Below are 14,992 nucleotides of genomic sequence, written 5' to 3'. Positions count from 1 at the left end.
CGCGGTCAGCCTTTCTTCGGGCTCTGCCGGATCTCGAGGTTGACCCCGGCCTGTTTCGTGGTGTCGAAGTAGGTGAAACCACTGGAATCCGGGCGCCTGCCGGCGATCCACGGCGGGATGCCGAGCGCGCGCGCCGCCTCCGTTCCCGCGTCGACGTCGTCCACCACGAACCCGAGGTGGAACACGCCGCCGCCCTGGTCTTCCAGGAACCGCTTCATCGGGGTGTCGCCCGCGCCGGGTTCGAGCAACTGGAGTTGCATCGTCCCGACGTCGGCGAACTTGTACTTCAGGTCCAGGTAGGGCTCCCGGTCCGGGACGTTGAACGTGTACTGCGTCAGCGGCGGGTAGTCGTGCCACGGGCCGATGCCCGCGGAGAGGTAGAACTCGACGGCGCGGTCGATGTCGGCCACCACGACACAGACGTGGTGCAGGGTGTGGAACGGCGTGCTCATCTCGGTCGCCTTTCGTTACCAGGTCACGGGAAGTGTCTCGACGGTGCGCAGGAGACTGTCCTCGCTCCAGGCGACTTCCCCGGCGGGGATCGCCAGCCGCAGCGAGGGGAGCCTGCGGGCGAGAGTGCCGATGACGACCTGGAGTTCCATCCGGGCCAGCGGTGCGCCGAGGCAATGGTGCGCGCCGTGGCTGAAGGTCAGGTGCGGGTTCTCGGTCCGGCCGAGGTCGATCTCCTCCGGCCGCGCGAAGACCGCGGGATCGCGGTTGGCCGAATACGGCGCGGTGACCACGGCGTCGCCGGCCCGGATCAGGACGCCGTCCATGTCGACGTCTTCGGCGGCCATCACCGGGAAGGTGGTCACGCGGATCAGCGGAAGGAACCGCAGCAGTTCTTCGACCGCGCGCGGAGCCAGTTCCGGGTTGTCCACCAGCTGTTCCCACAACTCGGGCCGAGCCAGCAACGCGTAGATCGAGTTGCTGATCTGGTTCGCCGTGCTCTCGAATCCGCCGACCAGCAGGACCATACAGAGCGAGATCAGTTCGGCCTCGGTGAGTTTCTCGCCTTCCCGGGCGGTGATCAGGACACTGACGAGATCGTCGGCGGGCGCCTTTCGCCTGCGTGCGACCAGATCCGCGAAGTAGGCGCCGAGTTCGGCGCGCGCCAGGTCCATCTCCTCCAGGCCGTGCACGCCCTGCATCCGGATCGCCCAGGCGGCGAACCGGTCGCGGTCGGCGACGTCCGCGCCGAGCAGCTCGCAGATCATGGTGACCGGCAGCAGCCAGGCGAGGCCACCGGCGAGATCCGCTGGGCGTCCCTGCCGCAGAAGGTCGTCGAGCAGGCCGTCCACTGTGGACTGAGCGCGTGGCCGCAGCTTCTCGATACGGGGGACGCTGAACGCCCTGGCGACGAGTTTGCGCAACCTGAGATGTTCGGCCCCGGTCGCGGTCAGGAACGAGTCCCGGCTGGCCGGGTACGACTCGGTCGCACGGGGAGTGTCGGTGTCTTCCGGGGTGGTCCGCCGGAAACGCGGATCGGCCATCACCAGCTTGACGTCCTCATGCCGGGTCACCAGCCAGGCCCAGCTGCCGAACGGCAAGCGGACCTTCGCGACCGGTTCCTCGTCCCGCAGCCGCGCGTAATGCGGATGCAGATCGAGCCGCTCGGCCGGCCCGAAGGGGTACGGCTGGATGTCCTCGTCGGTCGAGGTCATGGAGAACTGCTCCTTCGTGACGACGAAGTGGAAATCCCGAATACGACTTTATCCGAAGAACGGCAACGGTTTTCGCGGTCGCGCGCGCCCGTCTCCGGGGTAACTTCGATTCGCCCGCGAACCTAGTACGAGGGGATGTTTCTTCATGGGACCTGAAGTGGTGGAGTTCCGCGACGGCGAGCAACTGGCGGTATGGCAGGACTTCCGGCTGTCGACGATGCCGGTGCTCATCAGCTCGATGCATTTGTGCCACGCAGTGTTCGCGCTGGCCGACAGCGGCGTGCTGGCCAATCTCCGCAACGGGAAACGGCGGCCGGAAGACGGACTCCTGGCGGGCACCGTCGAGAGCATCGGCCTGGACTTCCTGAAATACCTGGAAATGCGCGGTGTACTGGAACAGCGCGCCGACGGCTATTTCCTGACCCGCCAAGGAGAACTGCTGACCGAGGACGTCTCGCTCGCGCGGCTGGGCGTCTACCTGGAGTCCTATGGCCCGGTGGTCAGCCGGACGAGCGAGTTGCTGACCGGTAAGGCGACCTACGGGGTGGATGTGCACCGGGAGGGCGGGCCGCTCGGGAAGCACAGCGCGTCGCTCTTCTCGATCTTCCACACGCCCGTGCTCGTCGAAGCCATGCGCGGACGCGGTGTCCAGCGCATGCTCGACGTCGGCTGCGGCGGCGGGAGCCTGCTGGTCGACGCCTGCCTGCGCGACCCGGACCTCACCGGGATCGGGCTGGACATCGACGCGGACGCCGTCGAAGAGGCGAAGCGCCTGGCCAGCCGGGAAGGCGTGGCCGACAGGCTCGAATTCGTGGTCGGCGACGCGTTCGACCCGAAGAGCTGGCCGTCCGTCTGCCTCGACGCGGACGGACTGTGCATCGTGAGCGCGCTGCACGAACTGTTCCGTGACGGCGAGCAGGCGGTGATCGACGTCATCAACGCCTACGGGGAAGTGTTGCCGGAGCAGAAGATCCTGCTGGTCGGCGAACCGGAGATCCGCTACGACGCCTTCGACAACGACGACGACTTCTACCTCGTCCACATCCTCACCAACCAGGGTCTGCCGCGGGAACGGGCCGCGTGGCTGGACGTGTTCGCGAAGACGAACATGGAATGCCGCCGGGTCTACCGCCGCCCCGAAGCCGGGCCGCGGGTGTGCTTCTACGATCTGGTACCCAGCAAGTCCTGAAAGGCCTCAGCCCACTATCCGCGAATCAGTCCGTGAAGGCCTCCTTGGGGGACTCAGAGTCCCTCAAGGAGGCCTTCACGGACTTGAGAACCGCGAAAGCCAAGGAACGGTCAGCGGGGCACGCGGATTCCGGCGGCGGGGGAGCAGGAAGCCACCGCCGCCCGGCCGACGAGCGCCAGGGACCGGGAGAAGTCCTCTTTGCACCGCGACGTCGCGGAGTCGCGCATCGAGGACGGCTCTTCCCCTTCACTGGGCGCGAATCGGGGGTAGAGCGTGTTCGCCGCGATGTCCAGGTTGATCGCCTGGAGCCGCCGGATCAGCTGCACCACCACGGATTCGTAGGACATCGGTGCCCGCACGGTCAGGAAGATGCCGTCGTAGAGGGTCTGCAGCATCCCCCGGCGGCCACGCAACCCGTTCTGGGTGTTCCGGGCCGTCTGCAGCAGCGAAGGACCGGACGGGACGAGTTTGGCCGCGATGCCTTCGTGGATGCGTTCGTTGAGCCGGCATTCCTCGGCCAGCGCCGCCCCCGCCGGGCCGTCGAAGCTCACCCGGCCGCGCAGCAGCGACCGCACCGGGCCGTAGTCGCGGGCCCACGAGCCGCTCAGGTGCGGATGCTGCCGTGCGATCACCGCCCTGATGACCCGGTTGTAGATCTCGCGGGTGCCCGAACTGGTGTAGAGCAGCATCAGCGAATAGCCGCGGACGTAGTGGCGCGCCTGCCGGAGCGCCTCGTCGGAGCCCGGGTGGTTCTCCGCTTCGGCCATGGCTGCCGCGAGCAGTTGCCAGACCAGGAAGGTCGTCTGGTGCCCGGTGATCCACCGGAACCAGAAGACCCGGTCGACCGTCGTGCCGTCCGGCGGTTCCAGCGCGGCGACGGCGTCCGGTCGCGGATGCTCGCCGAGCCGGTGGACCCCGGGTTCGCCCGGCAGCGTGGAGCCGTGCTCGTCCGGGGCGGCCCACCCGGCGGGCAGGAACAGCGTCTCCAGCCCGTAGGGCAGCCCGCCGAATTCCCAGCCGTCGCCCTCGGGCAGGGCGAAACCGGGTACCTCAGCCGGAGTGGTCATGAGGCCCGTCCGGGAAGTGGCTGAATTCGAATTCCAGTCCGTTGACGTCATAGAGATAGAGGCTCCGCATCCCGTCCTCGTCGACGACGATCTCGGTCACCGGTTCGGGCCGCGCGAAGGTGTATTCGCCGGAGTCGTACAGCTTCAGCCATTTCTCGCGCCAGTACACGAGTTCTTCCGGCGTCCGCGCCGGAAGGCAGATGTGCTGGAACTGGTTCGCTTCGGGCGGGGTGGCCGGCGGGCCGTCCGGGCCGAGGGTGAAGACGTGGAACCGGACGCCGCCCACCGCCAGTTCCGCGAGTTTGCTGATCCCCGGCAGGCGGCTGGTGGTCAGCGGCGAGAACTTCTCCAGCGTCCAGGACACCTCGCAGCCGAAGTAGTCCCGGTACCACCGCGTGGAGTTGTCCAGATCCGTCGTCTGCACCGCCACGTGGTGGATCCCGTCCGCCAGCGCGTGTTCGGCCGCGGTGGCGGCTTTTTCGGTCACTTCCAACGACATTGCTACCTCCGGTTAGCGGCAGTTCGCGTAGGGCTGGCGGCCGCGCGGGCTGGCCGCGGCGAGCACCAGCTGGTTCGCGTGGTCGAACCCGGTCGCGCAGACCTTGCCGAGGGAGAGTTCCGGTACCAGGTCCACCAGGTGACCGCGCCGGGCGAGCTCGGCGACCTGGTCCGGCGCGCAGCTTCGCTCCAGCATCAGCACGCCGGGCCGCGACTCGTGCGGCACGAACGACGAAGGGACCTGTCCGATGTAGAACGTCGTCGCCTCGGTGGCGGCCTGGGTGTCCATCCCGAAGTCGACGACCGAGAGGAAGAACTCCAGCGTGTACTGGTCCTGCTGGTCGCCGCCCGGCGTCCCGAAGGCGAGGTACGGCCTCCCTTCGCGGAGCACCACGGTGGGACTCAACGTCGTCCGCGGCCGCTTGCCCGGTCCGAGGGAGTTCGGGTGGCCTTCGTCGAGGTACATCGTCTGGCCGCGAGTGCCCAGCGCGAACCCCAGCTCGGGGATGGCGGGGGAACTCTTCAGCCAGCCACCGCTGGGGACCGCCGAGACCAGGTTGCCGTGCCGGTCGGCGACCGTGACGCAGCAGGTGTCGTTGCGCGCGGAGGTGAGCTGGGCGATCGTGGGCAACCCGTTGTCGAGCTGGCGCAGCCATTCCGCTTCCTGGTCCGGCACACCGTCGACCCTCGGGCGTTCCGGCATCCGGGGTGTCCTGCCGTCCGGCGATCCCGGTCGCAGCTGCCTGCTGGCTTCCCCGGTGATCAGTTTCCGGCGCTCCTCGGTGTAGGCCGGGTCGAGCAGGCCCGCCATCGGTACGTCGGTGAAGTCGGGGTCGCCATACCACGCTTCGCGGTCGGCGAAGGCGAGTTTGGCGCTCTCCGCGACCGTGTGGATGTGGTCCGCGCTGCCGTGCCCCATCGCGCCGAGGTCGAATCCCTCCAGCAGCGCGAGTTGTTGCGCGAACACCGGTCCCTGCGACCACGGCCCGGGCTTGAACACGTCGTGCCCCCGGTATCCCTGGTGCAGCGCCGGTTCCACGTCGGGACGCCAGTCCGCGAGGTCCTGCCCGGTCAGCAGGCCTCGGTGCCGCTCACCGGTGGCGTCGAGCATCTCCTTGCGGGGGACGAAGGCGTCGATCGCTTCGGCGACGAACCCGCGGTAGAAGGCGTTGTGCGCCGCCTCGATCTGGCCTTCCCGGTCCGAGGTGGCGGATTCGGCTTCCTTCAGCAGACGCTGATAGGTGTTGGCCAGCAACGGGTTCCGGAACCGCGAGCCGGGCGCGGGCGCCACCCCGCCGGGCAGGTAGACCTGCGCGGAGGTCGGCCATTCGTCGGCGAACAGCGGGGCGAGCACGCTGATCGCCCGCGCCATGTCGGGGAACAACGGGAAACCTTCGGCCGCGTAACCGATCGCCGGGTCCAGCACGTCGGCGAGCCGCATCGTGCCGAACTCCGCGAGCAGCCGCAGCCAGGCGCCCATCGCGCCGGGGACGCACGCGGGCAGGAAGCCGGAGCCGGGTACCTGAGGCAGGCCCAAGGCGCGGAACGTCTCGATGGTCGCGGCCATGGGCATCGGCCCCTGCCCGCAGACCGCGGTCGCGCCATCGGTCCCGGCCTGGTGCGCGACGATGGAGACGTCGCCGCCCGGTCCGTTGAAATGCGGCTCGACCACCTGGAGCACGAAACCCGCGGCCACCGCCGCGTCGTAGGCGTTGCCGCCCTTTTCGAGGATCGACATCGCGGTGCCCGACGCCAGCCAGTTCGTCGACGCCACCGCCCCGAGCGTCCCTTTGAGTTCCGGTCTGGACAAGTTCACGGGCTCACCACCGAATCGTGTTGGTTGCGGTGCAAGCAATTCTCCTATGAAGCGATATCGGAAAGCGCCGATAGCCGGGCGGAGTTTCGATCACGCGAAGCTGTCTCGCCGGCGAGACAGCTTCGGCCGAAGAGGACCGTCCGACGAGAACAATTCCCCGGCCACGATGCCTAGTCTTGGCTCCATGGCAGCAAATCCCGATAGGGTGACCGCCGGAGCAGACGTGCGCGGACGTGAGTTGTCCGTGGAACAGCGGAAGATCATCGCGATGCGGCTGCGCGGCCGGACAGGCGGGACGACGTCGCCCGCCGGCACGGAGATCACCGCCCGGCCCGGTGAACCCTTGGTGGCCTCCTTCGCGCAGCGCCGCCTGTGGTTCCTTGAGCAGCTCATGCCGGGTTCGGCCATGTACACCGTCGAGAATCTGTGGCGGATCACCGGACCGCTGGACGTCGGCGCGCTTTCCCGCGCGCTCCAGGAACTGTGGCGCAGGCACGAGATCCTGCGGGTACGGTTCGAAGACGTCGACGGCGAGCCGAAACCGGTCATCGATGACGACGGTGTCCTGGATCTGTCCCTTGTGGACCTCGCCGCGCCGACCGTGGAAGCGGCGGACGCCGAAGTGCGTCGCTCGGCCGGACAGGACGCGGCGCGGGGATTCGACCTCGCCGCCGGCCCGCTCGCCCGCGCCCGGCTGCTGCGATGGGACGCCGGGACGAGCTTCCTGCAGCTGACCCTGCACCACGTGATCGTCGACGGCTGGTCGATGGACGTGCTGTGGACCGAACTGGCCCGGCTCTATGGTGCGTTCTCCCGGGAGGAGCCGTCGCCGCTTGCGCCGCTGCCGATCCAGTACACCGATTTCGCCGCCTGGCAACGGGAATGGCTGGCCGGGCCGCAGTCCGCCGAGCAACTCCGGTACTGGCGTGAGACCCTGGCCGGCGCGCCACCGTCGGTCGACCTGCGCACCGACCGCCCCCGCCCGGAAGTCCTCAGTGGACAAGGCGGGCTCGCCGAGTTCATCGTCCCGGCAGAGGTCACCGCGCGGCTGAAGACACTCGGTCGTGAGAACGGCGCGTCGCTGTTCATGGTCCTGCTGGCCGGATTCGACGTGCTGCTCGCGCGCTACACCGGCGGCAGTGACCTCGTCGTCGGCTCGCCGATGGCGGGCCGGGTGACCGGCGAACTGGAACGGCTGATCGGGTTCTTCGTGAACTCCGTGCCCCTGCGGGTCCGCTGGGACGGCGATCCGACCTTCGAAGAGGTCGTGAACCTGGTGCGAGAAACGGCACTGGAGGCCTATGCGCACGAGAGCCTGCCGTTCGAGCGCATCGTCGAGGAGGTCGTGCCCGAACGCGACGCCGGCCGCAACCCGATCTTCCAGGTGTGGTTCGACGGAGGCCGCGAGGTCGAGCCGCCCGCGCTGCCCGGCCTGATCGTCGAACCGCTGCCCGACGAGACGCACAGCACCCGCTTCGATCTCGAACTGCGCCTGGAACTCCGTGACGGCGAACTCGCGGGTTCCCTGTTGTACAGCACCGATCTCTTCGAGGAGTCGACGGCACAACGGCTCGCGGGGAACTACCAGCGCGTGCTGGCCGCGGTCGCGAAAGAACCGCAAGCGCGGCTGTCCACCCTGCCGGTCCCGGCCGAGGCCGAGGTCGAGCAGGTTCTCCTGGGCTGGAACGACACCGCCTATGACGGCCCCCTCGACGCCGATCCGCTCGCCCGGTTCGCCGTACTCGCCGCACGGAAACCGGATCGCCCGGCGCTGACCTTCGCCGGTGAGACGCTCGGCTACGGGGAACTGGACGCGCGAGCCAACGCGCTGGCGCGGGTGCTCGCCGGACGCGGGGTGGGGCCGGAGACGGTCGTGGCACTCGCCGTCCCGAGATCGACCGAGCTGGTCGTCGCGCTGCTCGCGGTGCTGAAGACGGGCGCCGCCTACCTCCCGCTCGACATCGACCAGCCCGCCGAGCGGCTGGCGCTGATGCTCGCCGACGCCGCGCCCGCGCTGATCCTGGTCACGAGCGCTTCCGCCGCGATCGAAACTCCGGGAGTGCCGAGGCTGGTTCTCGACGACCCGGAGACGTCGGCGACCGACCGAGGCCCGCTCACTTCGGCCGAACTGACCGGCCCAGCGCTGCCCGATCACCCCGCCTACGTGATCTACACGTCGGGCTCCACCGGGCGGCCCAAGGGCGTCGTGGTCACCAGAGCGGGTTTGGCCAACCTCCTGGAACTGGTTGCCGAACGTCTCCCGATGTGCCCCGGCGACCGGTTCTTCGCCGTCACCACGGTCGCTTTCGACGTCGCGGCCGTGGACCTCTACCTGCCGCTGATCAGCGGGGCGACGCTGGTGGTCGCGCCGCAGGACACCGCCCGCGACCCTCGACTGCTGGGCGCGCTGCTGCGGGAATCCGGCGCGACCATGATGCAGGCGACGCCGTCGCTGTGGCACGCGCTGATCGAGGCCGACCGCGAATCCGTGCGGGGCCTGGAGATGATCGTGGCCGGCGAGGCGCTGCCCGCGGAACTGGCCAGGACGATGTGCGCGCTGGCGAGCAGGGTGACGAACTTCTACGGGCCCACCGAGACGGCGATCTATTCGACCGCGGCGGCCGTCACCGAACCGGTGACCGCGCCGACGATCGGCACCCCGGTCCGGAACACCCGGCTCTACGTACTCGACCGGTTCCTCGCCCCGGTGCCGATCGGAGCGGCGGGGGAGTTGTACATCGCCGGTGACGGTGTCGCGCGCGGCTACCGCGACCGGCCGGGCCTGACCGCGCAGCGGTTCGTGGCCTGCCCGTTCGGCGCGCCCGGCGAGCGGATGTACCGCACCGGTGACCTGGTGCGCTGGACCACCGGCGGTGAGATCGAGTTCCTCGGCCGCACGGATCACCAGGTGAAGCTGCGCGGGTTCCGGATCGAGCCGGGAGAGATCGAGTCGGCCTTGGCCCGCCATCCCGACGTCGGCCGTGCGGTCGTCGTCGCCCGTGACGACGCGCCGGGCGGGCATGGGCTCGTCGCGTATGTGACGCCTTCCTCGGACTCGGACTCGGACGCCGAAGCGGATCTGGACGATCGGCAGGTCGAGGAGTGGACTTCGGTCTTCGATACGGCCTATGTGGACGACACGGATCTCGGGGTGTGGCAGAGCAGTTACACCGGTGAGGCCATCCCCGAACCGGAGATGCGGGAGTGGATCGGCACCACCGTCGAGCGGATCGGTGGCCTGGCGCCGAAGCGGGTGCTGGAACTCGGCGTCGGCACCGGCCTGATCCTGGACGGCCTCGCCGCGAGCTGCGAAACCTACTGGGGCACCGACGTTTCCGCGACGGTGCTGGAGCGGCTGCGGACCCGGGTGGCGGCGGATCCCGCGCTCAGCGGCAAGATCGAGCTGAAGACACAGGCGGCCGACGACGGCACCGGGCTGCCCGCCGGATTCTTCGACACCGTCGTGCTGAACTCCGTCGTCCAGTACTTCCCGAGCGTCGGCTACCTGCGGACCGTTCTCGAGAACGCGCTGCGGGTCACCGCGCCGGGCGGCGCGGTGTTCGTCGGCGACATCCGCAACCGGGACCTGCTCACGCTCTTCCGCACGGCGACCCGGCTGGCCGGGCTCGCTCCCGGCGAGGATCCCGCCACGCTGCGCGAGGAGATCGCGCAGGCGGTCGCCAAGGAGAAGGAACTGGTGATCTCGCCGTCGTTCTTCGCCGCGTTCCGGAAGACGGTCGAGGGAGTCTCGGGGGTCGACATCCGGCTCCGGCGAGGTGTCCACGGCAACGAGATGTCGCGCTACCGGTACGACGTGGTGCTGCACAAACACCCGGCAACAGTGTCCGAAGTGGACTCGGTGCCCACGCGGGAGTGGCCCGATCACAAAGGTGCCGAGTGGCTGACCGCGTTGCTGGCCGAGGGACCCGTGCGGATCACCGGGGTACCGAACGCTCGGCTGACCAGGGATTCCGCGTGGGCCACCGCACTCGATCACACGGAAAGCCCGGACGAACTCGCCGACGCGGTCCGCGCCGCCCGCCCGTCCGACGGTCCCGATCCCGAATGGTTCGCCGAGGTGGGCGAGCGCTTCGGCTACGAGACCGCGGTGACCTGGTCCGGTGAGCGGCAGGACCGGCTTGACGTCGTGTTCGCCACCGCCTCCGCGCAGGACGGCGTCTACCGGCCGCCCCCGGATCTCGCACCGGACCCCGCTGCCCACACGAACGAACCCGCACGCGCCTCTCGGGCCGGGGTATCGGTCGCGGCGTTGCGGCAGACGCTCTCCGCCGAGCTCCCCGGCTACATGGTGCCGTCGGCCTTCGTGGTCCTGGACGCGCTTCCCTTGAACCCCAACGGCAAGATCGACCGCAACGCCCTGCCGTCGCCGGAGGCACGCAGCGGTGGCGGACGTCGTCCCCGGAGCGAGGCCGAAGAGGCACTGTGCGTGGTCTTCGCCGATGTCCTCGGCCTGACCGAGATCGGGATCGACGACGACTTCTTCGCGCTGGGCGGGCATTCGCTGCTCGCCACCCGGCTGCTGAGCCGGATCTCGGCCACCCTCGGCGTCTCGCTTCCGGCCAGGGCCCTGTTCGACGCGCCCACGGTGGCCAAGCTCGCGCCCCGGCTGGCGGACACCGGCGAGACCCGGGCCGTCCTCCGGAGGATGACCCGGCCGGAAATACTGCCGCTGTCGTTCGGGCAACGGCGGTTGTGGTTCATCCAGCAGCTCGAAGGCCCGGCCGCGACCTATCACATGGGGATGGCGTTGCGGGTGCGCGGCGACCTCGAGCCGCTCGCGCTCCAGGCCGCGTTCGCCGACGTTGTCACGCGACACGAGAGCCTGCGGACGGTGTTCCGGGAGATCGGCGGCGAACCGGCCCAGGTGGTGCTGCCCGTCGCGCGTCCCGAACTCGCGGTGCGTGAGACCTCGGAGAGTGAACTGGCCGAGGCACTCGCCGACGCAGCCGCGACGGCGTTCGATCTCTCGGCAGACCTGCCGGTCCGGGCGACGCTGTTCCAGGTGACACCCGGGGAAGCGGTGCTGCTGGTGGTGCTGCACCACATCGCGGCCGACGGCTGGTCGGTGCGCCCGCTGACCCGCGACCTCATCGCCGCCTACGAAGCGCGGTCACGCGGCAAGGCTCCCCGGCTGCCCCGATTGCCCGTGCAGTACGCGGACTACACGCTGTGGCAACGGGAAGACCTCGGTGACGAGGCCGACCCGGAGTCGGTGATCGCCCGGCAGCTGGCGTACTGGCGCGAGCGGCTGGCCGGCCTCCCGGGCGAACTGGAACTCGGTGCCGACCGGCCCCGCCCGGCGGTGTCGAAGCATCGCGGCGCGACCGTCCCGTTCGCCCTGGACGCCGAGGTGACCGTCCGGCTGGAGGAGCTGGCCAGGGCCACGGGCGCGAGCCTGTTCATGGTCGTGCAGGCCGGATTGTCGGCGCTGCTGAGCAAACTCGGGGCGGGGACGGACATCCCGATCGGCGTTCCGGTGGCGGGCCGTCACGACGAGGCCTTGGACGACCTCGTCGGCTTGTTCGTCAACACGCTCGTGCTCCGCGCCGACACCTCCGGCGACCCGGCCTTCCGCGACCTCGTCGACCGGGTGCGCACCACCGATCTCGCCGCGTTCAGCCATCAGGACGTGCCGTTCGAGCGGCTGGTCGAGATCCTCAACCCGGCCCGCTCGATGGCCCGGCATCCGCTCTTCCAGGTCGCGCTCACCTTCGAAGAAGAGGAGGAGTCGTCGGCAGGGTTCGCGGTGCCGGGGCTGGAGATCCGGGAGGAGCCGGTGGAGACCGGCACTTCCCGGTTCGACCTCACCTTCCTGATTTCGAGGCGGCCGGGCGCCGGCCTGGGCGGCGGGCTGGAGTTCAGCCTCGAACTGTTCGACCCGGAAACGGCCACGCGGATGGTCGCCCGGTTGGTACGACTGTTCGAGTCGGTCGCGCGCGACCCAGGCCTCCGACTGTCCCAAGTGGACCTGCTGGAGCCGTCCGAACGTGAGTTCCTGCTGGCGCCGGCCGACTCCTCCGCGCCGACCGGATCGATTCCGGCGGCGTTCGAGGCGCAGGCCGAACGCACTCCCGACGCGATCGCCCTGGTGGACGGCTCACACACCCTCACCTACCGCGAACTGAACGACCGGGCCGACCGGCTGGCGGCGGCGCTGGCCGCCCGGGGCGCGTGCGCGGAACGGTTCGTCGCGGTCGCGCTGCCCCGCTCGGCGGACCTTGTCGTCGCGTTGCTCGCAGTGCTCAAGACAGGCGCCGCCTATGCCCCGATCGACCCGGGTCACCCCGCCGAGCGGATCGCGCTCCTGCTCGAAGAGATCCAGCCGGTGCTGGTGATCAATGAAGACGATCTTCCTTGGCAGGCAGTGGATTTGTCCGAGATCGGAGAAGCACCACTCACGGAAGTCGACATCCACCCCGGCTCGGTCGCGTACGTCATCCACACCTCCGGCTCCACCGGGCGGCCCAAGGGCGTCCTCGTACCTCACGGCAACGTACTGAGCCTGCTCGCCGGAACCGGTCCGGGTTTCGACTTCCGCCCCGACGACGTCTGGACCTGGTTCCACTCGGCCGCGTTCGACTTCTCGGTCTGGGAACTCTGGGCGCCGTTGCTGAGCGGTGCCCGCGTCGTGGTGGTCTCGCACGACGTCTCACGGTCGCCCGTCGAGCTGGTCGACCTGCTCGCCGAGCACCGGGTCACCGTGCTGAGCCAGACGCCGTCCGCGTTCGCGCAGTTCGCCGTCGCGGCCCGAGCCCGGCCCACCGGGCACCTGTCCTCGTTGCGTCGCATCATCTTCGGCGGCGAGGCGCTGGACGCGCGGTCGGTCACGGATTGGCTGTCCTGGCACGAAGACGGGCCCGATCTGGTCAACATGTACGGCATCACGGAGACGACCGTGCACGTGACCCGGCTGGGGCTGACCGGTGCTTCGGTCGCCGCGCGGCCACGGGCGATCGGGGAGCCGATCGACGGCGGCGCGGTCTACCTGCTGGACACGGCGCTGAACCCGGTACCCCTCGGCGTCGCGGGGGAGGCCTACGTGGCGGGCCCCCGGCTCGCCCGCGGGTACGCCGGGCAGCCGGGCCTGACCGCCGAACGGTTCGTGGCCTGCCCGTTCGGTGCTCCCGGCGAGCGGATGTACCGCACCGGCGACGTCCTGCGGCGGAGCAGGGACGGCGGCCTGGAGTACCTCGGACGGTCGGACGACCAGGTGAAGATCCGCGGATTCCGTATCGAACCCGGCGAGATCGAGGCCGCGCTCGCGGACCATCCCGCCATCGGACGGGTTTCCGTGGTGCCGCGCGAGGAAGGGCGGGATCGCCGTCTGGTCGCGTACGTGGTGCCCGCCGCCGAAGAACCCGACCCGGCGGAACTGCGGGCGTTCGCGGCCGGCCGGCTGCCGTCGCATCTCGTCCCGGCTGCGTGGGTGTTCGTACCCGGGATGCCGTTGACCACCAACGGAAAGCTCGACGTCAAGGCGCTGCCCGCCCCCGACTTCGGTGCGGTGTCGGCCGGACGCGGTCCGCGCACCACTCCCGAAGAAGTCCTTTGTGGACTCTTCAGCGAGGTGCTCGGGCTGGCCACGGTCAGCACCGACGACAACTTCTTCGCGCTCGGAGGGCATTCGCTCTTGGCGACCCGGTTGTGCACCCGGGTCGCGGAAACACTGGGCGTCCCTCTGCCCGTCCGGGAGGTGTTCGCCACGCCGACTGTCGCCCAGCTGGCGGAAACCCTCGGCACGTCGGACGCCCGCAGCGGGCTCGATGTGCTGCTGCCGCTGCGCTCCGCGGGTTCCCGGCCGCCCCTGTTCTGCCTGCATCCCGCGGCCGGGATCGGCTGGCGGTACGCCGGGCTGCTCCGGCATATCGACCAGGACGTCCCGATCCACGCGCTGCAGCATCCTCGGCTCGGCGCGGGCGGTGAGGCGGCCCAGCCGATCGCGGAACTGGCGACGCTCTACCTCGAACACATCCGATCCGTGCAGGCCGAAGGCCCGTATCACCTCGTCGGCTGGTCGTTCGGCGGGCTGCTGGCCCACGAACTGGCGGTGCGGCTGCGCCGGGACGGCCAGGAGGTGGCCCTGCTGGCGATGCTCGACTGCTACCCGCCGGAGGTGACCGGGGACGTCGATCTGGAGCAGGTCATGGCGTCCACCGACATCGCGGGCATCCTGCGCGACCAGTCCGGGGTCGGTTTCGAGTTCGACGCGGCGGAGGAACAGGCGATCTACGACGTGATGATCGGCAGTTCCAAGATCGCCCGCGACTTCGAGCCCGGGACGTACGACGGCAACGTCCTGTTCTTCGCCGCGATCCGTGATCAGCGGAAGTTCGGCTGGACCGCACAGGACTGGCGGCCCTTCGTCACCGGGCGGATCGAAAACCACCCGCTCGACTGCGAACACCTGCACCTGATGCGGCCCGAACCGCTCGCCGAGATCGGCCGCGTTCTCGACCTTGCCGTCCGGAAGTCCACAGTGGACCCGATCCGAGGAGGAAAGTGATGACCAATCCGTTCGACGACCCCGAAGGCTCGTACCTCGTCCTGGTCAACGATGAGGGGCAGCACTCGCTGTGGCCGTCCTTTGTGGATCCGCCCGCGGGCTGGACCGTCGCACTCCGTGACGCACCCAGGGAAGCCGCTCTCGCCTATGTGAACGAGCACTGGACGGATCTGCGACCGCTGAGCCTGGTGCGCGCGATGGCCGAACCGCCCGCCTGAGCCGACCCGCCCCCGC

Annotated in this window: 8 protein-coding genes; 3 read left to right on the top strand and 5 right to left on the bottom strand. The window is 69.6% G+C overall.

Annotation, left to right across the window (positions count from 1 at the left end; all coding sequences use genetic code 11):
• Window positions 1-5: 5 nt before the first annotated feature.
• Both ACLJRL_RS22070 and ACLJRL_RS22065 read right to left on the bottom strand, forming a co-directional pair.
• A complete protein-coding gene (locus tag ACLJRL_RS22070) occupies window positions 6-452 on the bottom strand; it encodes a VOC family protein (protein ID WP_410658132.1) in 447 nt (148 codons plus the stop codon).
• Between the two features lie 15 nt (window positions 453-467).
• Window positions 468-1,664, bottom strand: a complete 1,197-nt coding sequence (locus ACLJRL_RS22065) for a cytochrome P450 (RefSeq protein ID WP_410658131.1) — start codon at window positions 1,662-1,664, stop codon at window positions 468-470.
• A 145-nt stretch (window positions 1,665-1,809) separates the two neighbouring features.
• On the opposite strand from ACLJRL_RS22065, the gene ACLJRL_RS22060 reads away from it, so the two are divergent.
• Window positions 1,810-2,853: an SAM-dependent methyltransferase gene (locus ACLJRL_RS22060; RefSeq protein ID WP_410658130.1), complete on the top strand. Its 1,044-nt coding sequence runs from the start codon at window positions 1,810-1,812 to the stop codon at window positions 2,851-2,853.
• A 110-nt stretch (window positions 2,854-2,963) separates the two neighbouring features.
• Here the strand turns inward: ACLJRL_RS22060 and ACLJRL_RS22055 are convergent, their stop codons facing one another.
• From ACLJRL_RS22055 to ACLJRL_RS22045, 3 genes are read right to left on the bottom strand one after another with little or no spacing between them, the layout of a single operon-like run.
• Window positions 2,964-3,920, bottom strand: a complete 957-nt coding sequence (locus ACLJRL_RS22055) for a hypothetical protein (RefSeq protein ID WP_410658129.1) — start codon at window positions 3,918-3,920, stop codon at window positions 2,964-2,966.
• A complete protein-coding gene (locus ACLJRL_RS22050; protein ID WP_410658128.1) occupies window positions 3,904-4,419 on the bottom strand; it encodes a VOC family protein in 516 nt (171 codons plus the stop codon). Before ACLJRL_RS22050 ends, ACLJRL_RS22055 begins: the two co-directional genes overlap by 17 nt.
• A gap of 12 nt (window positions 4,420-4,431) precedes the next feature.
• Complete coding sequence (locus tag ACLJRL_RS22045; protein WP_410658127.1) at window positions 4,432-6,234, bottom strand: gamma-glutamyltransferase family protein; 1,803 nt, start codon at window positions 6,232-6,234, stop codon at window positions 4,432-4,434.
• A 223-nt stretch (window positions 6,235-6,457) separates the two neighbouring features.
• Between ACLJRL_RS22045 and ACLJRL_RS22040 the strand changes: the two genes are divergently transcribed.
• Both ACLJRL_RS22040 and ACLJRL_RS22035 read left to right on the top strand, forming a co-directional pair.
• The gene (locus ACLJRL_RS22040) at window positions 6,458-14,758 is read left to right on the top strand and encodes an amino acid adenylation domain-containing protein (protein WP_410658126.1); all 8,301 of its coding nucleotides are present in this window, start codon (window positions 6,458-6,460) and stop codon (window positions 14,756-14,758) included.
• Window positions 14,758-14,976: an MbtH family protein gene (locus tag ACLJRL_RS22035; RefSeq protein WP_410658125.1), complete on the top strand. Its 219-nt coding sequence runs from the start codon at window positions 14,758-14,760 to the stop codon at window positions 14,974-14,976. The genes ACLJRL_RS22040 and ACLJRL_RS22035 overlap by 1 nt, the downstream gene beginning before the upstream one ends.
• Window positions 14,977-14,992 lie beyond the last annotated feature (16 nt).

It is taken from the genome of Amycolatopsis sp. lyj-112, assembly GCF_046549055.1.
Classification (GTDB): Bacteria; Actinomycetota; Actinomycetes; order Mycobacteriales; family Pseudonocardiaceae; genus Amycolatopsis.
Note: the sequence above shows the minus strand (reverse complement) of the source record. Positions and strands in the feature narration are given on the sequence as shown.